Source organism: Mycobacterium alsense, assembly GCF_002086635.1.
Lineage (GTDB): Bacteria > Actinomycetota > Actinomycetes > Mycobacteriales > Mycobacteriaceae > Mycobacterium > Mycobacterium alsense.
Window position 1 is genome coordinate 37,091 of the sequence record NZ_MVHD01000011.1, and the last position, 22,397, is coordinate 59,487.

The window sequence follows — 22,397 nt, forward strand, 5'->3', positions numbered from 1 at the left end:
ACCGGGAAGCGGCGCCGGGGGGCCAGACACAGGGGAGTTGGGAAGCGATGATGAGCACAGTCTGGGGAATGTTGATGATGATGCCCGTGGTGTTCGGCGTCGGCGGGGACGGGTTGGTGTCCCGACGGCCATGAGCACGCTGAAGACGCCGACGGGCCGCCCGACGGCCCGGGCGTCTCACTTTGAGACGCTGAATCACCTCATCTTGAGACGCTCACCATCCGCGCGCGGCGATGTCATGGGTTGCAGGAGTTGCTGCTTCGGTGAAAGAGGTGAAATGCGGTGAGCGGGCACGGCGTGAGCGCGAATCACGAGAAAATGATTGGGCCGATGCTGCTGGGGCCCGCCACTTCGAACGGGCACCGGCGGCGCGTGCCCAAGGTCGTCACCGAGGACGGATCTGATTCAATGGGGTCGCCGCGATCGCCAGGCAGAACGAGCCCGCCCGACCCCGCAGAGAACAATTGGGATGCCGAAACGCCAGCGCCCACCCAGGAGGCGCCAACGCCGCGGCTTCCCGCCCGGCCCCCGGCTTCGACGGATTCGCGGAATTCGGACATGACCGGCTCGGGGGGACGCGGCGCCCATGGCACCGGCGAAGCCGCCGCGCGGGCGGTTCTGCTCGGCACCAAGCTGCACATCCCGGCGATCGGGACCCAGCTCGTCCACCGGGCCGCCCTGCTCGACGTCCTGTCGGCCGGGCTTCGCCGCAAGCTCACACTGCTGAGCGCGCCGGCGGGATGGGGCAAGACGACACTCCTGGCCGAGTGGGCGCTGGGTGGAGACGAGGACCAGCGGTTCGGCTGGCTGTCGGTTGATCCCTCGGACAACGACCCGGTGTGGTTTTGGATGTACGTGGTCGCCGCGCTGCAGAAGATCAGCCCGGGGGTCGGGATTCGCGCGGTCGAACTCCTCGCGATGGGCGCCGACCCGGTGCAGGTCGTTCTGCCGACGCTGCTGAATGATCTGGACACGATCGCCAGCCCGATGGTGCTCATCCTGGACGACTACCACCTGGTGACAAGTCGCGCGGTTCATGACCAACTGGCGTTCTTCATCAGCCGGATCCCCGCGAATCTTCACTTGGTGTTGGCCACCCGATCGGATCCGGTGCTGCCGTTAGCGCGGTTGAGGGCCAGCGGCGACCTTGCCGAGATGCGATCCGACGATTTACGTTTCGGGCCCATCGATGCGGAGCATCTGCTGAACGATGTGCTCGGGCTGGACTTGGCCGACGAAGATGTGCAACTGCTGCACCGGCGCACCGAAGGGTGGGCCGCCGGCCTGTACCTTGCCGCCCTCTCACTCGCCGGGCGTGCCGATGCCTCCGCGTTCATCAGAACCTTCGCCGGCGACAACCGTCACGTCGTCGACTACTTGATGGCCGAGGTGCTCGACGGTCAACCACCGGAACTGCGCAGGTTCCTGCTGCGCACCTCGGTCCTGAGACGACTCAACGGTGAGCTGTGCGACGCGATACTGCAAACGTCTGGCTCGGCCTCGGTCCTGGAGAAGATCGAGCGCGAAAACCTGTTTGTCGTGCCGCTGGACATGTCCCGTCGCTGGTATCGCTATCACCAGCTGTTCGGGGAATTGCTGCGCACCGAGTTGCGGCGCAGCGAGCCCGATCTCGTCGCCGATCTGCACCGGCGAGCCGCGACCTGGTTCGAGACCGAGGGCCTCATCGATGAGGCGGTGCGGCACCTGGTCGCCGGCGGTGACATCGCGCGCAGTGCCGATCTGATCGCCGCGGACTGGGTCGACGAATTCAACGGGGGCGGCCGGTCGACCGTCTCCAGCTTGCTTGATCTGCTCCCCGAGGAAACCGTTCTACGGGATCCGCGGCTGAGCGTGGCCCGCGCGTGGATCGCCCTGAGCGGTGGTCAACTCGATGACGCCGCCGAATGGATCGAGGCAGTCGAGACCGGATCCGCGGGCGACACCGCAGACGGCGGGGCCGTCAGCGCTCAAGCCGTCGTCCTGCGCGCGGTTCACTCGTTCAAGACGGCCGAACTCGCCGCGGCGCTCGAGGCGGCTCGCAGGGCGATCACTCTCGATCTCGGCGAGGTGCCGCTGGGCCGATCAAGCGCCTACTGCATCTATGGATCCGCACTGTACTTTTCGGGCAACACCCACGAGGCGCAGGCCGCCTTCCGGCGGGCAGTGGAGCTGGCCGAAAAGGTGGGCGATCGTCGTGCGCGCAGCTACGCGCTGGGCCAACTGGCGCTGATTTCGGCCGAGCACGGCCGGCTGGCGGACGCCGAACGTCAGATCCGCCGAGCTTCCGGCAGCTCCAAGGATCTGGCGGACGGGGAACACCTCGTGGACGCCATGGTGTCGCTCGCCACGGCCGAACTCCTCCGGATGCGCGGTGACACGGCCGCGGCCGCAGCCGCCGCCGACATGGCCGTCAGGTCGGCGCGCCAAGGTGGAGCGATCCTCGAGGTGGCCAAGACGCTGTCGGTGAGGGCAAAGATCGTCGAGCAACTCGGCGACCACCAGACGGCGAAGGCGATCCTCGAAGAGGTCGACACCCTCGTGCGCGATTGCCCGGACGCCGGCATCGGCTCGACGGTGCTCGCTTCGGCCGGGCGCAACGCGTCGGCCGCGGCGGCTTCGCGCAACGCGAAGTTCGCCGTCGATGAGGAGCTGACCCCCAAGGAGCTCGAGGTTCTTCGCCTGCTCGCCACGCGGTTGTCGCGACGTGAGATAGGTGAGCGGCTCTACGTCTCGCTCAACACCGTGAAGACCCACCAGCGCGCCGTGTACCGCAAGCTGCGGGTTGAGCACCGGGGCGCGGCGGTCAGCCGGGCGCGGGAACTCGGCCTGCTGTAATCGTCGAGCGCGACATCGCGTCAATCACCCGGGTGAACAGAGGGCTGGGGTGATGACGGTTCACCCCACGCGGCGGCAGCCTCACACAAGAGCAGACGATCGACGGGCTCGTGGAAGGAACCAGGACATGCTTACCGCCGTGGAGGTCAAGAAGGCCGCCGACGGCCCCGGCCACGCCGCCGTCGGGCCGCAGGCCCCGGTCTACGTCCTCACCGGGGACGCCAGCGGGGTGCGATCGGCGTCGTCGCCGACACCGAACGTCGCGAGGCGTGGCTCGCTGGCGCAATCGCTCCCCCCGATTGACCGGTCGGCGACCCGCGACGAGGACATGGCATGGTCACTGGTCGATGCGGTGAAGTCGCGTCTGACCGGCTACGAGCGCACCATCGTCTTCGTCGAATTGGGCTGCGGAGAAACCTATCTGGTGATCAAACGCATCCTCACCGCCCTCCTGTCGAACCCGATGACGTTGCCGGTGGCGGTATTCGCGAAGCTGACCGGCTGGCTGGATGGCTACGCCGGTAGCCCCGAGGAGCCGCAACTGCGCACGATGCTGACCGCCATTCGCCTCCAGCAGCTCGAGGCGGTTTAGATGCGCACGACCCGACAGACCGACCATGCCCCGTCGGTGGTGATCGTGGGTAGCGGGTTCGCCGGATTCGAATGCGCGCGACGGCTCACATCCTTGCTGCGCCGCAAGAGATCACGCGCGACCGTCACCCTGATCTCTCCGGTGGACTATCTGCTCTACACGCCGCTGTTACCGGACGTCGCCGGAGGCGTGATCGATCCGCGCTTCGTCACGATTCCGTTGAGCGACAACTTGCCCGGTGTGCGGCTGATCCGCGGCTACGTCGACGCGGTCGATTTCCCCGCACGAACCGTACGCTTTCGCGATCAGGAAAACGCCACCCAGGAGTTGGCGTGGGATCGGCTGGTACTGACCCCGGGCTCGATCACTCGCCGCTTCGACATTCCCGGCCTCGCCGAGCACGCCCGCGGCCTGAAATCGATCGCCGAAGCCCTCTATCTGCGTGACCACATCCTCGAACAGTTCGAGCTGGCCGCCATCGACCGCGACCCGCGCCGCGCGCAGGCGCGCAAAACCGTTGTCGTCGTGGGGGCGTCGTACTCGGGCGCCGAGCTGACCGCCCAGCTCTGCGCGATGGCCGCGGCGGCCGGGCGCAAATTCCAAATCCCCCGGGACGACATCCGACTGATCCTGCTCGAATTGTCAGACCGGGTGATGCCCGAAATCGGCCCGAAGCTCGCGGGGAGGGCCGAACGCGTCTTGCGGCGCCACGGTGTGCGGATCCAACTGGGGGTGACCCTCGGCGAGGTCGGTCCCGATCACGTGATCCTCACCGACGGCACCCGCATCGACACATACACCGTGGCCTGGTTGACGGGAGTGGTGGCCAGCCCGTTGATCGCCACGCTGGGTCTGCCGACCGAGCGCGGCCGGCTCAAGGTGAATGCCGACCTCGGGGTGCCGGATATGCCGGGCGTGTTCGCCGGCGGTGACGCCGCCGCGGTCGCCGATGTCACCAAGCCGGGGCGCATCACCCCGCCGACCGCGCAACACGCCACCCGCCAGGGCAAAACCCTCGCAGCCAATGTCGCCGCCAGCCTCGGCCACGGAAGGCCACGTGACTACCGGCATCGCGATCTGGGCACCGTCGTCGACCTCGGACCGGGCTTTGCGGTGGCCAATCCACTCAACATCCACATGTCGGGGCTGCCGGCCAAGGCCGTCACGCGCGGCTACCACCTCTACGCGATACCGAGCGCCGCGAACCGCTGGGCTGTCTTCACGGCATATCTGACCGCGCTCGTTTTCCCGCGGCCCATGGTGTCGCTGGGTGTAGCCCCGTCCTCCATCGCGCGTTTCTCGGTCAGTGAGGAGTTCGCTCCTCCGGCAGACAGCGCCGCCGGATAGCGCGAGTGGCAGGCCATTTCGCGCTCGTCGCCCCCAGCCGCTTCTCGTCACGTCGCTTATCACCCGGGTGAGTGACGGAAGTGGGCGAGGACAGTTCACCCCTTTGCGCGCCATGCTCTTCACGTGAGCGCCGCGAGGAGAATGCTGGAGACCTATCCACGAGATCTAGGCCGGATCGACAGGGACAAGCTGGTCGCATGTATCGACGCATGTATTGAATGCGACCAGGCGTGCACCGCGTGTGCAGACGCCTGCCTCAGTGAAGACGACGTCAAGCACTTGACCAAATGCGTCCGTACCTGCCTTGACTGCGCGGACGTCTGCGCGACAACCGGTCGCGTCCTGTCCCGGCACACGGGCTACGACGCCAACTTGACCAGGACGGTGCTCGAAACGTGCGCCACCGCCTGCAAGACAAGCGCGGACGAGTGCGACAACCATGCGGCGCACCACGAGCATTGCCGCGTGTGCGCCGAGGTGTGCCGGCGCTGTGAACGAGCCTGCCGCGACCTTGTGGGGGCGCTCGGTTGAGGCCACCACCGAGCGGGCGCGCGCCTGCGCCGCGCGCGCGTGACCTCGCAGATACGGATTGGAGACGCCGCTATGGGGATATCTGAATTCGACGATGTCGGGGCCCATTTGCTCGAGCCGGAAGAAAGCGTGGACTCCGAACAGACCGGCATCGACCTCGACGAGGGCTACTCGCCCCCGGAAAGTCCGCAGGAGTTGCGGGCGTGGGGTCTTACCGCGAGGGAAGCGCGCACGCATGAAAGTCTGGCGCGCCGACTGGCCCGCGAACTGCCCGACGTGACCGACCGGTGGGATGGCGACGGGATCGGCGATAGCACCGACAGCGACGGCGAGCCCATCGACGATCAGGTCGGCGGCATGCGCGCGGGCCGGCTCGTCGCCTTCGACGTCGACCCGACCGATCCGGGTACCGACTACCTCGCCTACGACGTCGGCATCGACGGCGGCGCCGCCTCGGCCGAGGAAGCCGCCATCCATATCATCGGCGACGAGGACACCGGCGCCGGTGGGGGGTGGGGTCTTCGATGACCCGCCGGCCGGACGGCCGATGAGGTTCGAGCCGTGGTGACCCGCGTTGTGATCCTCGGCGCGGGCCCGGCCGGTTACGAAGCGGCGCTGGTGGCCGCCGCCCGCGGTCCCGAGGTAGCCCAGGTTACCGTCGTGGACTCCGACGGGATCGGGGGTGCGGCCGTGCTGTGCGACTGCGTGCCCTCGAAAACATTCATCGCCTCCACCGGGCTGCGCACCGAACTGCGCAGGGCGCCGCTGGGGCTGGACATCGAGGTCGGCGACGCCGCGATCTCGTTGCCGGAAATCCACCAGCGGGTCAAGACCCTGGCCGCCGCCCAGTCCGCCGACATCACCGCCGACCTGCTCGGCATGGGTGTCGAGCTGATCGCCGGCCGCGGTGAATTGATCGACCCGACTCCCGGATTGGCGCGCCACTGTGTCAAGGTGACCGCGCCCGATGGCGCCACGACGCTGCGAGACGCCGACGTCGTTCTGATCGCGACCGGCGCCAACCCGCGGATCCTGCCGTCGGCGCGGCCCGACGGCGAGCGCATCCTGACCTGGCGCCAGCTTTACGACCTGGCCGCGCTGCCCGACCACCTGATCGTCGTCGGCTCGGGTGTCACCGGCGCCGAATTCGTCAGCGCCTACACCGAACTCGGTGTCACGGTGACGGTGGTGGCCAGCCGCGACCGGGTGCTGCCGTACGAGGACGCCGACGCCGCCGCGGTGCTGGAGAAGTCGCTTGCCGAGCGCGGGGTCAGGCTGGTGAAAAACGCACGCGCGCAATCGGTTACCCGCAGCGACCGCGGAGTCGTGGTGACGACGACCGACGGCCGTACCGTGGAGGGCAGTCACGCGCTGATGACGATCGGATCGACCCCGAACACCGCCGGCCTGGGTCTCGAGCGCGTCGGCATCGAGCTGGGCCGCGGCAACTACCTGACCGTGGACCGGGTGTCACGGACGTCGGTGCCCGGGATCTACGCCGCCGGGGACTGCACCGGCCTGTTGCAATTGGCCTCGGTCGCCGCCATGCAGGGCCGCATCGCCATGTATCACGCCTTGGGTCAGGCCGTCAGCCCGATCCGGTTGCGTACCGTCCCGGCGACGGTGTTCACCCGGCCGGAGATCGCCGCGGTCGGCGTGCCGCAGGCGGCGATCGACGACGGCTCGGTGCCGGCCCGGATCGTCACGCTGCCACTCGAGACCAATGCGCGCGCCAAGATGTCGGAGCTGCGTCACGGCTTCGTCAAGCTGTTCTGCCAACAGGCGAGCGGCGTGGTGATCGGCGGCGTGGTGGTCGCCCCGATCGCCTCCGAGCTGATCCTGCCGATCGCGGTGGCCGTGCAAAACCGCATCACGGTCACCGAGCTGGCGCAGACGCTCGCCATCTACCCGTCGCTGTCGGGCTCGATCACCGAGGCGGCCCGGCGACTGATAGCCCACGACGATCTGGACTGACGCCACCGAGTCCTCGGTGTGCCGCGGTCCAGCGGGCGATCACACCGGAGCAGCGCCGCCGGGCGGAGCACTTTCACCCGGGTGAATGGTGGTGGGGGGTGATGACAGCCGAACCGGGTCCGGGGCACGCTGAGAACACCGCCCGGCAGCCGCCGATCCACAGCCTGGACATCGGGACATCGACCTGGCGGGCATGAGTTCCGCATCGACGCGCGGGCACGCGCGCTCGCGAAACAGCGCTCTACGAAGGCCCGATAACGGAGGACGTGTGACGCACCACGACGCACAAGGTACCGCCGCGATCTGCATTGCCAGCGCCGCGTCGCGCACGATGGTTGAGGCGCGCCGCCATGCGTGAGCGCCGCACCGCACGCCCCTATTGCTTGACGACACGGGATCGGCGAATGCTGGCCGGCGCGTGCTGGCCGGTCTTCGCGTTCGCCGCGCTGGTCGTTACCGCCCGAACCGCGCGTTGCCACCGACACCGGCAGGAGGCCGCGGCCCCGTGACGCAAAACCCCGCCCTGACCGCGCTGTCCGCGGCCGGCGTGTCGGTCTGGCTGGACGACCTGTCCCGGGAGCGTTTGGTATCCGGCAACCTACAGCGGCTGATCGACACCAGAGGCGTCGTCGGTGTCACCACCAACCCCTCGATCTTCCAGCGGGCGATCTCACACGGCCAAGCCTACGAGCGGCAGATCATGGAACTGGCCGAACGCGGCGCCGACGCCGAATCGGCCATCCGCACCGTCATCACCGACGACGTCCGGCAGGCGTGCGACGTCCTGCGCCCGCAGTGGGAAGCCTCCGCCGGTTTCGACGGACGGGTATCGATCGAGGTCGACCCGCGGGTGGCCGACGACGTCGAGCAGACGGTCGGTCAAGCCGTCGAGCTGTGGAAGATCGTCGATCGGCCAAATCTGTTCATCAAAATTCCCGCGACGTCGGCCGGTATGTCGGCGATCACCGGCACGGTGGCCGAAGGCATCTCAGTCAATGTGACCCTCATCTTCTCGGTCGAGCGCCATCGTGCGGTGATGAACGCCTACCTGGCCGGACTGGAAGCCGCGCGACGCGCGGGCAAAGACCTCACCCAAATCCATTCCGTGGCATCGGTGTTCGTCTCCCGCATCGACACCGAGATCGACCAGCGGCTGGAGGCAATCGGCACCGCGGCCGCCATGGCCCTGCGCGGACGTGCCGGAATCGCCACCGCCAGGCTCGCCTATGCCGCATACCAGGAGGTGTTCCAGGCCGGACAGCGCTACGCCACGCTCAGCTACGACGGAGCGCAGGTGCAGCGCCCGCTGTGGGCCTCCACCGGCGTGAAAAACCCCGCCTATCCCGACACGATGTACATCACCGAGCTGGTCGCAGCCCGCACCGTCAGCACGATCCCGGAAAAGACCTTGGAGGCCCTCGCCGATCACGGCGTGATCAGGGGCGACTCCATCAGCGGGACAGCCGCCGAGGCTCGCGCGGTGCTCGACGACATCGGCGCGGTCGGCGTGGACCTCGACGACGTTGTCAGGGTGCTGGAGAACAACGGCGTCGCCAACTTTGCAGCATCCTGGCGGCAACTGCTCGCCTCCTACCCCGGCCCCCCACAACCGCGCGAGGAGCACCAGTGAGCATCGTCCAGAAGGGGTTTCGCGGACGCCGCACCGAATCGACCCGCGAGCTGCCGCCCGGTCAGCATCTGACCGCGGACTTCCCTGTCCTGCAGGCAGGGCCGACTCCGCGCATCGATCTCGACGACTGGCGGTTCACCATCCGTGACGCGCGCGGCGCCGAACACCGTTGGACGTGGGCCCAGCTGAAGTCATTGCCCAGCGAACGGGTCACCGTCGACATCCACTGCGTCACTTCGTGGTCCAAGCTCGGTACCAGGTGGGAAGGCGTTTCTCTGCGGACCCTTTTCGAAACGACCGACACCGACGCCGAATTCGCGCTCGTCGGCTCCTATGGGGGCTATACCACCAATCTCCCGCTGCGCGATCTCCTCCACGGCAAGGCATGGATCGTCTACGCCTACGAGGGCGAACCGCTGCGGGCGGTGCACGGCGGCCCGGCGCGGCTGCTGGTGCCGCACCTGTACTTCTGGAAGTCCGCGAAGTGGGTGAAATCCATTGAGCTGCGCGGCAGCGACGTATCGGGTTTCTGGGAAGGGCTGGGCTACCACAGCTACGGCGACCCGTGGCGAGAACAGCGCTACGCCGGGGATTGACGACAACCGTGGACGCCGACGTGAAACCGAAGCTCCAGTGGCGGGTCGCGCAGGTGGTGAACTCCCACCCCGAGACCGAGTCCGCTCAGACGATCGGGCTGATCGTGCCCGGCTGGGGCGGCCACCTGGCGGGCCAGCACGTCGATCTCAAGCTGACCGCCGAGGACGGTTACAGCGCGCAGCGTAGCTACTCACTGAGCCGACCGGCCGACGGTGAGCGCATCGAGCTCACCGTTCAGCGGGTCGCCGATGGAGAGGTCTCGCCCTATCTCATCGGACTTGCGGCCGGCGACGAGATCGAACTTCGCGGACCCATCGGTGGCTGGTTCGTCTGGCGCCCGGACGAGGAGGCTCAGGTGCTGCTCGTGGGCGGCGGATCGGGAATCGTGCCGTTGATGGCGATGCTGCGACAGCGAGTGGTCGCGGGCGGCGCCGATTTTCGGCTGGTCTACTCGGTGCGCAGTCCGGCCGACGTCTACTACGCCGACGAACTGGGCCGCCTCGAGCGCGAATGTGATTGGCTGAGCGTCGCCTTGCTGTATAGCCGCGCGGCCGCACCCGAAACCGCCCGGCCGCCCGGCCGGGTCGGCTACGCCGACCTCGCACCGACCGGGTCGATCCCCGATCGTGGCGTATGTGTCTACGTTTGCGGCCCGACGGGATTTGTCGAATCGGCGACCGCGAAGCTGATCGCGCACGGGTACCGGCCGTCAGCCATCCGGACCGAGCGGTTCGGGCCGAGCAACTGATCCAGAAGCGAGGAATGATGACCGAACCCACGCACGTCGACGGCAACGCGGCCGCGGGCCCCTTCGCCGAAGTCCTGGGATTCGACGCCACCACCGCGGCGCTCACCTGCGGGAAATGTTGTCGCACCATGGCCTTCGCCGAGAGTCACGTCTATCACCGCGGCCCGGGCATCGTCGTGCGCTGCCCGGCCTGCGAGGAGGTCCTGGCCCGGCTGGTGCGAACGCCCACCGAGGTGTGGCTCGATTTCCGCGGCGCCCAGTCCTGGCGTGTTGCGATCCCGGCCCGCTGATGCAATCCCTCGACGCCCTCGCCGGCCGCGTGCGCACCGCCGACATCGTGGACGCCATGGGGCGACGGCACCGCCATCGTTGCCATCTCCTCGATCTGGTGAGCCCGACCCCGGGTCGCCGCCTCTTCGGCCCCGCCGTGACCATCTCCTTTTTCCCGGCCTGCCGCTCCGCCCTCCCGCCCGACCGCTACAACTTCAAGAGGTTGTTCTACGACGCCATCGAAGGCGGCGCCGACGGGCGTGTGCTGGTCCTGGCCAGCAACGGCTTCACCGATGAGTCCCTGGGCGGCGGAACAAAGCTGTCGCGTGCCGAAAACCATCGGCTCGCCGGCGTTCTCGCGGACGGACGGCTGCGCGACTTCGCCGAGCTCGAGCGTTACGACCTCGCCATCTATTGCCGCGGCGAAACAACGCGGTGGGGCGGTGACGTCGTCACGCCCTACGAGGCGAACCATCCGGTGGTGATCGCCGGGGTGGCGGTCCGTCCCGGCGACTACGTCTTCGCCGACGTCTCGGGCGCGGCGGTCATTCCCGCCGGTGACGTGCGCGCCGTGCTGCAAGCCGCCAACCAGGTCGTCGCGGAGGACGAGCGGGCCATCGCCACCATCACCGGTGAAACCGACGGACCGGCGCGGTCGCCCATGGCTTTTGGGCACCGCACCCGGTACGCCCACGACAACGCAAGGGGCCACGATGGTTGATCATCGCCACGTCGAATGGGATGCGGGCGCGCGGCGCATCACGACACCCCGGCTGGTGTTGCGGCCGTGGCGGCCCGATGACGAGCTCGCCGCCTACGCGATATACGGTGCACCCGAAGTAGCGCGGTGGCTGTGTCCGGCCCTGCCCCCCATCGCCGATCGGACCGAAATGCGACGCGTTCTCGAGGCGTGGACCGCCGAAAGCGACCCGACCGGCCTCCCGCTGGGCCGATGGGCGATCACCGACAAAAGCTCCGAAGAGCTGATCGGGGGCGTGGCCCTGCTTCCGCTGCCGCCGGGCGGCACGGATCTGGAAATCGGGTGGCAGCTGTCTCCGAACGCCTGGGGCCACGGATACGGCGCGGAAGCCGGTCACGCGGTTGCCCACCAGGCATTCGAAAACCCCGGCGTCAGTGAGGTCTTCGCGGTCGTGCGGCCGGAAAACCGCCGTGGTGTGGCTACCGCCCGGCGGGTCGGGATGGAATGGGTGGGCGAGACCGACAAGTACTACAACCTCACGCTTCAGGTCTACCGGTTGACCAAGGCCGACTTGGATCTGCCGGAGCCGGCCTGTGCGCAATGAACTCGACCCTCTCACCCGGGTGAATTGCACTGGGGGATGAGGACAACTCACCCGTCGCGCGGCGATAGTGGTCGCCGAGGTAAACCGCGACCGAGGCAGCCTGGATCACCGTGATGCGGTAGGCGCAACACACAGAACGGAGAGCGCATGTCACACAACGAGGCCACCACCATGACCCTTGATGAACCAGTAAAGTCCCGAACGACGGGCATTGCGCCTCTCATCGCACGGTACGGTCTGGTCATCGTTCTGGCCTGGTTCGGGGCCATGAAATTCACTTACTACGAATCCCACGGCATTTCACATTGGGTCGCCAATAGCCCGTTCCTGAGTTGGTTCTACAACATCATGTCCATCGATGCCTTTGGTCGATTGAACGGATCGATAGAATTGATCACCGCGGCGCTGCTGGCCGCCAAGCCATGGTTCCCGAAGGCTTCCGTGGTGGGCGGCATCATCGCCTCGCTGTTCTTCGTGACCACGCTGAGCTTCATGGTCACAACCCCCGGGGTCGGCGAGGCGTCCGCGGGTGGCTTTCCCATCTTGTCCGCCGACGGGGAGTTCTTGATGAAGGACATCGCGCTCATCGGCCTGGCGCTGTGGTTGCTGGCCGATGCTGTCGACGCGACCCGCGAACGAACGGGCTCCCCCAAACCACGCTGACCATAACCACTCATGAAATCGCGTCTGGCACACGGATCTCACGGTCGCCGGCCAATTGCGCGGAGGAGTTCGATCCGACGGCGCGCGCGCTGCTCGACGAGGCCTCACGCTGCGCAACAACACAGGAGCCAAGATGACAAAGCCGGCCGGCGACCACTACGACCTCATCGTCCTCGGCGCGGGATCCGGGGGGTATGTGGCGGCGATACGCGCCGCCCACCTGGGCATGACCGTCGGGGTAGTCGAGGAACGCTACTGGGGCGGGGTGTGCCTCAACACGGGCTGTGTTCCCTCAAAGGCGCTGCTGCGCAACGCGGAGATTGCCTCCATCATCACCCACCAGGCCGACACATTCGGCATCTCCGGCGACGTTGGCCTCGACTACGCCCGTGCCGTGTCGCGCAGCCGGGAAGTCGCCGACGCCCGGGTCCGCGGTGTGCATTTTCTGATGCGCAAGAACAACATCGCCGAGATCGACGGCCGCGGCCGTTTCATCGGTCCGCACAGCCTGCAGATCGCCCTGCGTGAGGGCGGCACCAGATTGGTGAGCTTCGACCACGCCGTGATTGCGACCGGATCGCGCGTGCCGCTGCTGCCGGGGGTTGCCCTCAGCGACAACGTCGTCACCTATGAACAGCAGATTCTCAGCGCCGAACTGCCCGAGTCCATCGTGATCATCGGCGCCGGCGGCATCGGCATGGAATTCGCCTACATCCTGCACAGTTACGGCGTACGCGTCGAGATGCTGGAATTCGCCGACCGCGTCCTTCCGAACGAGGACGCCGACGTTTCACGAGAACTTCAGCGGCACTACCGGCGCCGCGGGATCGCGATTCGCACATCCACCAGGGTGGACAAAGTCATCGACCACGGCGAGCACGTCGTCGTCAACCACACCGGCGCCGACGGAACATCCGCCACCACGCGGGCCGCGCGGGCCTTCATCTGCATCGGGTTTCGCCCCAACGTCGAAGGAATCGGTCTCGACACCGCCGGCGTGCGTCTCACCGCCGGTGGCGCAATCGACATCGACGACCACATGCGCACTTCCGCGCCGCATGTCTATGCCGTCGGTGACGTCACCGCCAAAGTTCAACTGGCCCACGTCGCTTCGGCACAAGGATTGGTCGCCGCCGAGAGCATCGCCGGCGTCGCGACGATGCCGTTGGACTACCGGATGATGCCGCGGGTGACGTTCTGCCAGCCGCAAATCGCCAGCTTCGGCTACACCGAAGAGCGGGCGCGCGCGGCCGGTCACCGCTTGCGGGTCGCCACTTTTCCCATGCAGGCCAGCGCCAAGGCCCACGGACTGGGTGAACGCGGCGGTTTCATCAAAATACTTGCCGACGATGCGCACGGCGAGCTGCTGGGAGCGCATTTGGTGGGCAGCGAGGTCAGCGAGCTCCTGCCCGAGTTGACGCTGGCGCAGCTGTGGGATCTCACCGCCACGGAGCTGGCCCGAAACGTCCACACGCATCCCACGCTCGGCGAAGGGTTACAGGAGTGCTTTCACGCCCTGACCGGCAAGGCCATCAATCTGTAGGTGGGACGGGCGGGGTCGCACCGCCGCCGATACCCGGGCCTGGCGATCACCCGGGTGAACCGGCGCTCGGGGTGATGACAGCTCACCCCGACCGGCCGCAGGCTCGATGCGAGGAGATCCGAACGCGATTGTCATTCCGCTGGCGGGTCGAAACCGCTCGGCATTGCGTGTAGTGCCGAGCGGTCCAGAAGAGCAGCGGCCCAAGTGGAGCCGTCAGGGAGATCAGGAAGGGACCCGAAATGCATTTTGACGACAAGAAAGTCATCGTGGTGGGCGGTAGCGCCGGCATGGGCCGGCAGGTCGCGCTCGACGTCGTCGATCACGGCGGCAGCGCGGTGATCATCGGACGCTCCAAGGACCGGGTCGACGACACGGTCGCCGAGCTGACCAGCCGGCGTGGCCAGGCCTGGGGCATCGCCGCCGAGCTGACGGACCGCGCCGCGGTCGGCGATGTGCAGCGTGTGCTTTCCGAGCAGCACGACGACGCGACCCTGCTGGTCAACGCGGCCGGATATTTCATCCCGAAGCCGTTTCTCGAGCTCGATGCGCTGACCTACGACTCGTACCTGGAGCTGAACTACGCCCTGTTCTTCCTTACCCAGACCGTCGTCGCGGGCATGGTCGCCAACGGCGCGGGCGGATCCATCGTCAACATCGGCGCCATATGGGCACATCAAGCCATCGGTGCGACCCCGTCGTCCGCCTATTCGATGCAAAAAGCCGGGCTGCACGCGCTCACCCACAACCTCGCGATCGAGCTGGCCGAGCACAACATTCGTGTCAACGCGGTGGCACCGGCGGTTGTCAAGACCCCGCTGTACGAAGGCTTCATCCCCAAGGGCGAGATCGACGCCACCCTGGCGACATTCGCGCCGCTGCACCCATTGGGAAGGATCGGCACCCCCGCCGACGTCGCCAACGCCATCACCTATCTGCTCTCCGACCAAGCCAGCTGGGTCACCGGCGCAATCCTCAACGTCGACGGCGGCATCATGGCCGGCCGCAACTGACTCGACACCCAACTAAGGAGAGAATCCGTGTCACACGAATACAACAAGAATCCGGCCGCGGTCGACGCGTTGAGCCCGGAGCAGTACCACGTCACCCAGGAGAACGGCACCGAGCGTCCGTTCTCCGGGGAGTACTGGGCCAACAAGCAACCGGGCATCTACGTCGACGTCGTCTCCGGGGAGCCGCTGTTCGCGTCGGCCGACAAGTTCGACAGCGGCACCGGCTGGCCCAGCTTCACCAGGCCCATCGACGCGAACAACGTCGTCGAGAAGCACGACCGCAGCCACTTCATGGAGCGCACCGAGGTGCGCTCCGCTCACGGCGACAGCCACCTGGGCCACGTGTTCCCCGACGGCCCTCGCGAGGCCGGCGGCCTGCGCTACTGCATCAACTCGGCGTCGCTGCGCTTCATTCACCGCGACAACCTGGAAGCCGAAGGCTACGGGCAGTACCTGAGCCTGTTCGCGAACGCGGATCCGGCCGGGCGCGACGGGGAAATCGTGAGTGAGCAGCGCTCATGACGCACCGGGACAAGACGGCGGTCCTGGCGGGTGGATGCTTCTGGGGCATGCAGGACCTGTTTCGCAAGCAGCCCGGGGTGGTGTCCACCCGGGTCGGCTACACGGGGGGCCACAACACGCACCCCACGTATCGCAACCATCCCGGCCACGCCGAGGCGATCGAGATCACCTACGACCCGGACGAGACCGATTATCGGACGCTCCTGGAGTTTTTCTTCCAGATCCACGACCCGACCACCGAGAACCGCCAGGGCAACGACATCGGAACCAGCTACCGCTCGGCGATCTTTTATCTGGACGACGAGCAGAAGCAGATCGCGCTCGACACCGTGGCCGACGTCGACGGGTCGGGCCTGTGGCCGGGCAAGGTGGTCACCGAGGTGAGTCCGGCCGGCGAGTTCTGGGAAGCCGAGCCCGAGCACCAGGACTACCTGGAGCGCTACCCATCCGGCTATACGTGCCATTACGTCCGGCCGGACTGGAAGTTGCCCCACCGCAGCGGCTTTCGCGGTGCCGCCTCGGCGTAGACGCGCGCAACCCGCGATTGCTGAACACCCGCGATGCCGCGATTGGCAGGTCTTGTCCGCGCGGCATCGCGGCAGCGCGCTGAGCACCGTTAGGAGACCGAGCTGATGTCCGCCTACGCACCCCCGCTGGAAGGGCTTCGGGCGCACCGGGCGTTCCCGGCGCGCGTCGGGCCCAGGGGCGCCCTGCTCTACCGCCTGATCACGACGACCGACCACAAGCTGATCGGGATCATGTACATCGTCGCCTGCTTCACCTTCTTTTTCGTGGGTGGACTGCTGGCGCTCTTCATCCGCGCCGAGCTGGCGGTCCCGGGGCTGCAGTTTTTTTCCAACGAGCAGTACAACCAACTGTTCACCATGCACGGCACGGTGATGCTGCTGTTTTACGCCACCCCGATCGTGTTCGGGTTCGCCAACCTGGTGCTGCCTTTGCAGATCGGCGCCCCCGACGTAGCGTTTCCGCGGCTCAACGCGTTGTCGTTCTGGCTCTTCGTGTTCGGCGCGCTGATCGCCCTGGCGGGATTCATCACCCCCGGTGGCGCCGCGGACTTCGGCTGGACCGCCTACACCCCCCTCTCCAACGCGATCCATTCCCCGGGCGCCGGAGGTGATCTGTGGATCGTGGGCCTGATCGTCGGGGGCTTGGGCACCATCTTGGGCGGGGTCAACATGATCACCACGGTGGTCTGCCTGCGCGCGCCGGGTATGACCATGTTTCGGATGTCGATCTTCACCTGGAACATCCTGGTCACCAGCGTCATGGTGCTGGTGGCCTTCCCGCTTCTGACGGCCGCGCTGTTCGGGCTGGCCGCCGACCGCCACCTCGGCGCCCACGCGTTCGACCCGGCGAACGGCGGAGTCCTGCTCTGGCAACACCTGTTCTGGTTCTTCGGCCACCCCGAGGTCTACATCATCGCGCTGCCGTTTTTCGGCATCATCTCCGAGGTCATCCCCGTGTTTTCCCGTAAGCCGCTGTTCGGGTACTCCACGATGGTGTACGCCACCATCAGCATCGCGGCGCTGTCGATGGCGGTGTGGGCCCATCATCTCTATGCCACCGGTGCCGTTCTCCTGCCGTTCTTTTCGTTCACGACGTTCTTGATCGCGGTGCCCACCGGGATCAAGTTCGTCAACTGGGTCGGCACCATGTGGAAAGGCCAGCTGACCTTTGAAACGCCGATGCTGTTCGCGATGGGCTTCTTGGTCACGTTTCTGCTGGGCGGCTTGTCCGGTGTGCTGCTGGCCAGCCCACCGATCGACTTTCACGTCACCGACACCTATTTCGTCGTCGCGCACTTCCACTACGTGCTGTTCGGCACGATCGTGTTTGCCACCTACGCCGGGGTGTACTTCTGGTTTCCGAAGATGACCGGCCGGCTGCTCGACGAGCGGTTGGGCAAGCTGCATTTCTGGTTGACGCTGATCGGTTTTCACACCACGTTTTTGGTGCAGCACTGGCTGGGCAACATGGGCATGCCCCGGAGGTACGCCGATTACCTGCCCACGGACGGCTTCCAACCGCTCAACGTTGTGTCCACCGTCGGGGCGTTCATCCTCGGGTTATCGATGCTGCCGTTCGTGTGGAACGTGTTCAGAAGCTGGCGCTACGGCGAACCGGCCGCCGTCGACGACCCATGGGGACACGGCAACTCGCTGGAATGGGCCACCGCCAGCCCGCCCCCGCGACACAACTTCACCGAACTCCCCCGCATCCGCTCCGAACGACCCGCCTTCGAACTGCACTACCCGCACATGATCGGCCGCTTGCGCGCTGAGGCGCATGTGCAGTACACCAGGAATGCGCCGTGAGCCGATGCCGGAGTCGTTGCCGGCCGGCGTCTTCAGCGATCGGTCCCGACCCGGCAAGGTCCATGACGTCGTCATCGTCGGATCGGGTCCGGCGGGGTACACCGCGGCGATCTATGCGGCGCGCGCACAGCTCGACACCGTGCTGATCGAGGGGACTTCGCGCGGCGGGGCGCTGATGACCACCACGCTCGTCGACAACTATCCCGGCTTCGCCGAGGGCACCAGCGGACCCGGTCTGGTGCGACACCTGCGTGCCCAGGCCGAGCGGTTCGGTGCCCGTCTGCACTTCGGTGACGTCGATACCTTCCGGCTCGCCGGTGCCGTCAAGACCGTGGGCACGGCCGCGAACACCTTGCATTCCCGCGCCGTGATCCTCGCCATGGGTTCGGCCCCACGGTGGCTTGGTGTCCCGGGTGAGATGAGGTTGCAGGGCCGAGGCATTGGTTTCACAGCCAAGGGTGACGGGCTCTTGTTGCGCGACAAGGACGTCGCCGTGGTTGGCGGGGGGGACGCCGCCATGGAAGAGGCGCTTTTCTCAGTCGGGATCGCGCGCAGCGTCACCATCGTTCATCACCGCAACACGTTTCGCTCGTCACCAATCACGACCGCCCGTGTTCGCACGCACGAAAAGATCAGCGTGCTGACCAACACCGAGGTCGTCGCCATCCGGGGCGAGCGCCGGGTCACCGGATTGCGGCTCAGACAGCGCATCACCGGCGCCGAGTGCGACCTACCGGTTTCGGCGGTGATCGTGGCCGTCGGGCATGGCCCCCGTTCCGAGCTGCTTGTGGGGCTGCTCGATCTCGACGCTCGGGGGTATGTCCTAACCCCGGACGCCACCAGCCACACCTCGGTCGACGGCGTCTTCGCCGCGGGCGACCTGGTCGACCGGCGCTACCGGCAGGCCATCACCGCCGCCGCCAGCGGCTGCGCGGCCGCCCTCGACGCCGAACGCTGGTTGGCCGCAACCGGCTATGCCACAAAGTGTTCCGTGGCCGATTGACGGCGACAGGATCCGTGCCGATCAGAGCATCACCACGACTTGCAGAATGTCGGAGGCGGACCGGATCGACCGGTCGCAGCTCGGGCATCGAACGATGCGGCGGGACCGCCACCGCGCACGGGTTGGCGGCTGTAACTCTCGCACGGTGCACTCGGCGGTGTAATCCAGCGCGTCGAGATGCGCGGCGCACACATAGCCGCATGCATTGCCGTCCGCGTCGCAGTCAAAGCGCTTGCAGTAGCCGACCATGTGGTATTCCACATACGCCGCCGCCGGCTGGGTGCACCGAAACCCGTTGTCCAGGAAGGCGAGGCGACATTGAGGGAAGAAGTCGAGATGTTCGATGCCACGGGGAACGGGAATCGGGTTACGCATCAGTGGGCTTCCGCTTCGGCCTGCAATTGGACCATTGACCGGGGCCCGGTGACGTTCGTTGCATCGAAACGGGTGTGGGGAATTTGCCATCGCGACCTCCTCGGCCTCGAACTCGGTGCTCACGTCGTGTTCTCCCGTCATTTCTCACAACCGGCCGCGGTCGGGCCGCTGACGAGACCCTCGCTGGTCTGCTCATCACCGAGCCTGACGCGCGATGGGGTGAACCGTCATCACCCCAGCCGGTCATTCACCCGGGTGAATGGTGACGGAGGGTGATGACAGCTCGCGCAGGTTCGGGCCACGATGACTATCGAGAACCCGCGCTCCGCCACTCATTTGGTGCCACCGAAGCGAACGTTCCGGGGAAGGGATCAGCGATGTGCTTGGAGTTCGCGAAAGATCCGATCGGGATTCCGCTGTGGGGCGAAACGGTGAAATGGAGCGCGCGTGGACCTGATATTGCATGCCCTGATCGGTGACCCGCACGGCGTCGTCGGCGCCGCCATCAAGACCTCGACCCTGTTCCTCACGGCCGCGGTCCTATTTCGGTTCACGGAGCGACGCACGCTCGCCGAGTTCGCGCCGTTCGACTGGATAGCCGCCGTCGCGGCGGGAGCCATCGTCGGTAGGGCCGCCACCGCCAGTGACACATCGTGGCTCAGCGCCACCGTGGCGCTGAGCTGCCTCCTCGTCGCCCATGCGGTGTTGGCAAGGCTGCGCTTGGTTCCCGGGATTCGACGGTTCATCGATCCGCCCCTGAAGGTGCTGATCCGCGACGGGCAAGTAGACCGGCGGAACCTGCGTCACTGCGGATTGACCACCTCCGACCTGGAGGCCGTCTTGCGCCTGCACGGGCACCCCAACGCCGACGGCGTCAACCTCGCGATCTTCGAAGCGAAAGGCGCTATCTCGGTTCTGCGCGACGACAACCGCAACGACAACCGCAAAGACAACGAAGCGGGATCGTCACGATCCGGTTTGGGACACGGACCGCCGCGGCGGCGCGAAACCGCGTGACGGCCCGCGATTCGGGCGGGGTCAGACGGTGAAGCCCAAAGCGCGCAGCTGCTCGCGGCCGTCCTCGGTGATCTTGTCCGGCCCCCACGGCGGGTTCCACACCCAGTTGATCCGCAGCTCGTCCACCAGCCCGGCGCCGACCAGCGCGCTGCGTGACTGGTCCTCGATGACGTCGGTCAGCGGACAGGCCGGGGAGGTCAACGTCATGTCGATCAGCGCGACGGTTCCCTCGTCGCCCTCTTCGACGTCGAGCCCGTAGACCAGCCCCAGATCCACGACGTTGATGCCCAGTTCGGGGTCGACGACGTCGCGCATCGCCTCCTCGACGTCGGCGAGGAATTCCTCATTCCGCGCGGTGGTTTCGCTCATCGGTAACCCTCCTCGAAAGCTGCGTCGTTTTCCGCTGGAGCCTGGGCCGCCCGGGCCAGCGCGTCCTTGCAGGCCATCCACCCCAGCAACGCGCACTTCACCCGCGCCGGATACTTGGCGACCCCGGCGAACGCGATGCCGTCGCCCAGGACGTCCTCGTCGCCCTCGACAGTGCCGCGCGAGGACACCATCTCGGTGAACGCGGTGATGGTCTTGAGCGCCTCGCCGAGGCTGCGGCCGATCACCTGCTGGGTCAGCACCGACGTCGAGGCCTGGCTGATCGAGCAGCCCTGCCCGTCGTAGGAGACGTCGGTGACCGTTTCGCCGTCCTCGGACAGCGCCACCCGCAGGGTGACCTCGTCACCGCAGACCGGGTTGACGTGAAAGACCTCGGCGCCGTACGGCTCCCGCAGCCCCCGGTGCTGCGGGTGCTTGTAGTGATCGAGGATCACGTCCTGGTAGATCTGCTCGAGGCGCAACGTCAGTCTCTCCCAAAGAAATCCAGGGCGCGGCGCACGCCGGTCACCAGCCGCTCGACCTCGTCGCCGGTGTTGTACACGGCGAACGACGCGCGCGCCGTGGCGGCCAGATGAAACCGGCGGTGCAGCGGCAACGCGCAGTGGTGCCCGACCCGGACCGCGACGGCCTCGTCGTCGAGCACCTGCCCGACGTCGTGCGCGTGCACGCCGTCGACGACGAACGACACCGGCGAGCCGCGATTTTCCGTCGACGCCGGCCCGATGATGCGCACGCCGCGGATGCCGGACAGTCCCTCGATGGTGGCGGCGACCAGTTCGCGTTCGTGGGCCTCGACGGCGTCCATCCCGATGGCGCCGAGATAACGCGCGGCCGCGGCCAAACCGACCACCTGGGAGGTCATCGGGGTGCCGGCCTCGAAGCGCTGCGGCGGCGCCGCGTAGGTGGTGGCCGCCATGGTCACCGTCTCGATCATCGACCCGCCGGTGAGGAACGGGGGCATGGCCGACAGCAGCTCGCCGCGCCCGTACAGCACGCCGATCCCGTTGGGACCCAGCATCTTGTGTCCGGAGAACGCGGCGAAGTCGACGTCGAGGCCGTGGAAGTCGACCGGCCGGTGCGGCACCGACTGGCAGGCGTCCAGCACGGTCAGCGCGCCGACGTCCTTCGCCCGGGTGACCAGTTCCTCCACCGGGGCGTGTGCGCCGGTGACGTTCGAATGATGGCTGAACGCAACGACTTTGACCCGTTCGTCGAGTTCGAGCGAGTCGAGGTCGATGCGGCCGGATTCGGTGACCCCGTACCAGCGCAGCGTGGCGCCGGTGCGCCGGGCGAGCTCCTGCCACGGGACCAGGTTGGCGTGGTGCTCGAGCTCGGTGACGACGATCGCGTCGCCGGGTCCGACGGCGCGGTCGAAACGGTTGTCGCCCAGCGCGTAGGACACGAGGTTGAGGGCCTCGGTGGCGTTCTTGGTGAACACCAGCTCGTCGCTGTCGGCACCGACGAACGCCGCGATGTCGGCCCGGCCCTGCTCGTAAGCGTCGGTGGCCTCCTCCATCAGCTGGTGCGCACCGCGGTGCACCCCGCCGTTGGACGTGACCAGAAAGTCGCGCTCGGCGTCGAGCACCTGCAGCGGGCGCTGCGACGTCGCGCCGGAGTCCAGGTATGCCAACTGGTTTCCGCCGCGCATCACCCGCTTGAGAATGGGGAAATCGGCGCGGATCGCGGCGAGGTCCAGTCGTGACGCCGTCATGC

Annotated in this window: 23 protein-coding genes and 1 pseudogene; 20 read left to right on the forward strand and 4 right to left on the reverse strand. The window is 67.1% G+C overall.

Going from position 1 to position 22,397, the window contains the following annotated elements:
- Positions 1 to 558: 558 nt before the first annotated feature.
- The 19 genes from BST11_RS09175 (at position 559) to BST11_RS09265 (ending at position 18,905) form a co-directional block, all read left to right on the forward strand.
- A complete protein-coding gene (locus BST11_RS09175) occupies positions 559 to 2,835 on the forward strand; it encodes a winged helix-turn-helix domain-containing protein (RefSeq protein ID WP_083137609.1) in 2,277 nt (758 codons plus the stop codon).
- Positions 2,836 to 2,962: 127 nt separating this feature from the next.
- Positions 2,963 to 3,427, forward strand: coding sequence for a hypothetical protein (locus tag BST11_RS09180; RefSeq protein WP_244897587.1), 465 nt, complete (start codon positions 2,963 to 2,965; stop codon positions 3,425 to 3,427).
- The gene (locus BST11_RS09185) at positions 3,428 to 4,774 is read left to right on the forward strand and encodes an NAD(P)/FAD-dependent oxidoreductase (RefSeq protein ID WP_083137610.1); all 1,347 of its coding nucleotides are present in this window, start codon (positions 3,428 to 3,430) and stop codon (positions 4,772 to 4,774) included.
- Between the two features lie 141 nt (positions 4,775 to 4,915).
- Positions 4,916 to 5,305, forward strand: coding sequence for a four-helix bundle copper-binding protein (locus BST11_RS28450; RefSeq protein WP_244897592.1), 390 nt, complete (start codon positions 4,916 to 4,918; stop codon positions 5,303 to 5,305).
- Between the two features lie 72 nt (positions 5,306 to 5,377).
- Entirely contained in the window at positions 5,378 to 5,833 is a 456-nt protein-coding gene (locus BST11_RS09195; protein WP_083137612.1) for a DUF5709 domain-containing protein, read from the forward strand.
- Between the two features lie 33 nt (positions 5,834 to 5,866).
- The gene (locus tag BST11_RS09200) at positions 5,867 to 7,279 is read left to right on the forward strand and encodes an NAD(P)H-quinone dehydrogenase (RefSeq protein WP_083137613.1); all 1,413 of its coding nucleotides are present in this window, start codon (positions 5,867 to 5,869) and stop codon (positions 7,277 to 7,279) included.
- 505 nt (positions 7,280 to 7,784) lie between these two features.
- Positions 7,785 to 8,909 (forward strand): transaldolase, encoded by a 1,125-nt coding sequence (gene tal / locus BST11_RS09205; RefSeq protein WP_083137614.1) that lies wholly within the window; start codon positions 7,785 to 7,787, stop codon positions 8,907 to 8,909.
- Positions 8,906 to 9,505, forward strand: coding sequence for a molybdopterin-dependent oxidoreductase (locus tag BST11_RS09210; protein WP_083137615.1), 600 nt, complete (start codon positions 8,906 to 8,908; stop codon positions 9,503 to 9,505). The genes tal and BST11_RS09210 overlap by 4 nt, the downstream gene beginning before the upstream one ends.
- Positions 9,506 to 9,513: 8 nt before the next feature.
- The gene (locus BST11_RS09215; protein WP_083137616.1) at positions 9,514 to 10,254 is read left to right on the forward strand and encodes a ferredoxin reductase; all 741 of its coding nucleotides are present in this window, start codon (positions 9,514 to 9,516) and stop codon (positions 10,252 to 10,254) included.
- Positions 10,255 to 10,268: 14 nt separating this feature from the next.
- Complete coding sequence (locus BST11_RS09220) at positions 10,269 to 10,544, forward strand: DUF6510 family protein (RefSeq protein WP_068212362.1); 276 nt, start codon at positions 10,269 to 10,271, stop codon at positions 10,542 to 10,544.
- Positions 10,544 to 11,245 carry an RraA family protein gene (locus BST11_RS09225; protein ID WP_083137617.1) on the forward strand — a complete coding sequence of 234 codons (702 nt, stop codon included), beginning with the start codon at positions 10,544 to 10,546 and terminating at the stop codon, positions 11,243 to 11,245. Before BST11_RS09220 ends, BST11_RS09225 begins: the two co-directional genes overlap by 1 nt.
- The gene (locus tag BST11_RS09230) at positions 11,238 to 11,828 is read left to right on the forward strand and encodes a GNAT family N-acetyltransferase (RefSeq protein ID WP_083137618.1); all 591 of its coding nucleotides are present in this window, start codon (positions 11,238 to 11,240) and stop codon (positions 11,826 to 11,828) included. Before BST11_RS09225 ends, BST11_RS09230 begins: the two co-directional genes overlap by 8 nt.
- Before the next feature lie 147 nt (positions 11,829 to 11,975).
- The gene (locus tag BST11_RS09235; protein WP_083137619.1) at positions 11,976 to 12,491 is read left to right on the forward strand and encodes a YkgB family protein; all 516 of its coding nucleotides are present in this window, start codon (positions 11,976 to 11,978) and stop codon (positions 12,489 to 12,491) included.
- Positions 12,492 to 12,624: 133 nt separating this feature from the next.
- On the forward strand, positions 12,625 to 14,034 hold the full coding sequence (gene lpdA / locus BST11_RS09240; protein WP_083137620.1) for a dihydrolipoyl dehydrogenase: 1,410 nt from the start codon (positions 12,625 to 12,627) through the stop codon (positions 14,032 to 14,034).
- A gap of 239 nt (positions 14,035 to 14,273) precedes the next feature.
- Positions 14,274 to 15,044 (forward strand): SDR family NAD(P)-dependent oxidoreductase, encoded by a 771-nt coding sequence (locus BST11_RS09245; RefSeq protein ID WP_067323972.1) that lies wholly within the window; start codon positions 14,274 to 14,276, stop codon positions 15,042 to 15,044.
- A gap of 27 nt (positions 15,045 to 15,071) precedes the next feature.
- Positions 15,072 to 15,566: a peptide-methionine (R)-S-oxide reductase MsrB gene (gene msrB / locus BST11_RS09250; RefSeq protein WP_083137621.1), complete on the forward strand. Its 495-nt coding sequence runs from the start codon at positions 15,072 to 15,074 to the stop codon at positions 15,564 to 15,566.
- A complete protein-coding gene (gene msrA, locus BST11_RS09255) occupies positions 15,563 to 16,093 on the forward strand; it encodes a peptide-methionine (S)-S-oxide reductase MsrA (RefSeq protein ID WP_083137622.1) in 531 nt (176 codons plus the stop codon). The genes msrB and msrA overlap by 4 nt, the downstream gene beginning before the upstream one ends.
- A 105-nt stretch (positions 16,094 to 16,198) precedes the next feature.
- On the forward strand, positions 16,199 to 17,902 hold the full coding sequence (gene ctaD, locus BST11_RS09260) for an aa3-type cytochrome oxidase subunit I (protein ID WP_083137623.1): 1,704 nt from the start codon (positions 16,199 to 16,201) through the stop codon (positions 17,900 to 17,902).
- Between the two features lie 4 nt (positions 17,903 to 17,906).
- The gene (locus BST11_RS09265) at positions 17,907 to 18,905 is read left to right on the forward strand and encodes an NAD(P)/FAD-dependent oxidoreductase (protein ID WP_142276261.1); all 999 of its coding nucleotides are present in this window, start codon (positions 17,907 to 17,909) and stop codon (positions 18,903 to 18,905) included.
- A 21-nt stretch (positions 18,906 to 18,926) separates the two neighbouring features.
- Here BST11_RS09265 and BST11_RS09270 read toward each other — a convergent pair whose 3' ends face one another.
- Positions 18,927 to 19,403, reverse strand: a complete 477-nt coding sequence (locus tag BST11_RS09270) for a hypothetical protein (RefSeq protein WP_244897588.1) — start codon at positions 19,401 to 19,403, stop codon at positions 18,927 to 18,929.
- 324 nt (positions 19,404 to 19,727) lie between these two features.
- Here BST11_RS09270 and BST11_RS09275 point away from each other — a divergent pair, with 324 nt between their 5' ends.
- Positions 19,728 to 20,297, forward strand: coding sequence for a DUF421 domain-containing protein (locus tag BST11_RS09275; RefSeq protein WP_083137626.1), 570 nt, complete (start codon positions 19,728 to 19,730; stop codon positions 20,295 to 20,297).
- A 21-nt stretch (positions 20,298 to 20,318) separates the two neighbouring features.
- Here BST11_RS09275 and BST11_RS09280 read toward each other — a convergent pair whose 3' ends face one another.
- From BST11_RS09280 to BST11_RS09290, 3 genes and pseudogenes are all read right to left on the reverse strand, one after another.
- Positions 20,319 to 20,666 carry a metal-sulfur cluster assembly factor gene (locus tag BST11_RS09280; RefSeq protein ID WP_083137627.1) on the reverse strand — a complete coding sequence of 116 codons (348 nt, stop codon included), beginning with the start codon at positions 20,664 to 20,666 and terminating at the stop codon, positions 20,319 to 20,321.
- A pseudogene (gene sufU / locus BST11_RS09285) lies at positions 20,641 to 21,151 on the reverse strand (Fe-S cluster assembly sulfur transfer protein SufU). Before sufU ends, BST11_RS09280 begins: the two are co-directional and overlap by 26 nt.
- Positions 21,148 to 22,395: a cysteine desulfurase gene (locus BST11_RS09290; RefSeq protein WP_083137628.1), complete on the reverse strand. Its 1,248-nt coding sequence runs from the start codon at positions 22,393 to 22,395 to the stop codon at positions 21,148 to 21,150. Before BST11_RS09290 ends, sufU begins: the two are co-directional and overlap by 4 nt.
- Positions 22,396 to 22,397 lie beyond the last annotated feature (2 nt).

What these genes read in the sequence shown, in the direction of transcription:
- BST11_RS09175 (WP_083137609.1), top strand. Translation starts at nt 559, where the DNA reads ATGACCGGCTCGGGGGGACGCGGCGCCCATGGCACCGGCGAAGCCGCC.
- BST11_RS09180 (WP_244897587.1), top strand. Translation starts at nt 2,963, where the DNA reads ATGCTTACCGCCGTGGAGGTCAAGAAGGCCGCCGACGGCCCCGGCCAC.
- BST11_RS09185 (WP_083137610.1), top strand. Translation starts at nt 3,428, where the DNA reads ATGCGCACGACCCGACAGACCGACCATGCCCCGTCGGTGGTGATCGTG.
- BST11_RS28450 (WP_244897592.1), top strand. Translation starts at nt 4,916, where the DNA reads ATGCTGGAGACCTATCCACGAGATCTAGGCCGGATCGACAGGGACAAG.
- BST11_RS09195 (WP_083137612.1), top strand. Translation starts at nt 5,378, where the DNA reads ATGGGGATATCTGAATTCGACGATGTCGGGGCCCATTTGCTCGAGCCG.
- BST11_RS09220 (WP_068212362.1), top strand. Translation starts at nt 10,269, where the DNA reads ATGATGACCGAACCCACGCACGTCGACGGCAACGCGGCCGCGGGCCCC.
- BST11_RS09225 (WP_083137617.1), top strand. Translation starts at nt 10,544, where the DNA reads ATGCAATCCCTCGACGCCCTCGCCGGCCGCGTGCGCACCGCCGACATC.
- BST11_RS09230 (WP_083137618.1), top strand. Translation starts at nt 11,238, where the DNA reads ATGGTTGATCATCGCCACGTCGAATGGGATGCGGGCGCGCGGCGCATC.
- BST11_RS09235 (WP_083137619.1), top strand. Translation starts at nt 11,976, where the DNA reads ATGTCACACAACGAGGCCACCACCATGACCCTTGATGAACCAGTAAAG.
- lpdA (WP_083137620.1), top strand. Translation starts at nt 12,625, where the DNA reads ATGACAAAGCCGGCCGGCGACCACTACGACCTCATCGTCCTCGGCGCG.
- BST11_RS09245 (WP_067323972.1), top strand. Translation starts at nt 14,274, where the DNA reads ATGCATTTTGACGACAAGAAAGTCATCGTGGTGGGCGGTAGCGCCGGC.
- msrA (WP_083137622.1), top strand. Translation starts at nt 15,563, where the DNA reads ATGACGCACCGGGACAAGACGGCGGTCCTGGCGGGTGGATGCTTCTGG.
- ctaD (WP_083137623.1), top strand. Translation starts at nt 16,199, where the DNA reads ATGTCCGCCTACGCACCCCCGCTGGAAGGGCTTCGGGCGCACCGGGCG.
- BST11_RS09265 (WP_142276261.1), top strand. Translation starts at nt 17,907, where the DNA reads ATGCCGGAGTCGTTGCCGGCCGGCGTCTTCAGCGATCGGTCCCGACCC.
- BST11_RS09280 (WP_083137627.1), bottom strand. Translation starts at nt 20,666, where the DNA reads ATGAGCGAAACCACCGCGCGGAATGAGGAATTCCTCGCCGACGTCGAG.
- BST11_RS09290 (WP_083137628.1), bottom strand. Translation starts at nt 22,395, where the DNA reads ATGACGGCGTCACGACTGGACCTCGCCGCGATCCGCGCCGATTTCCCC.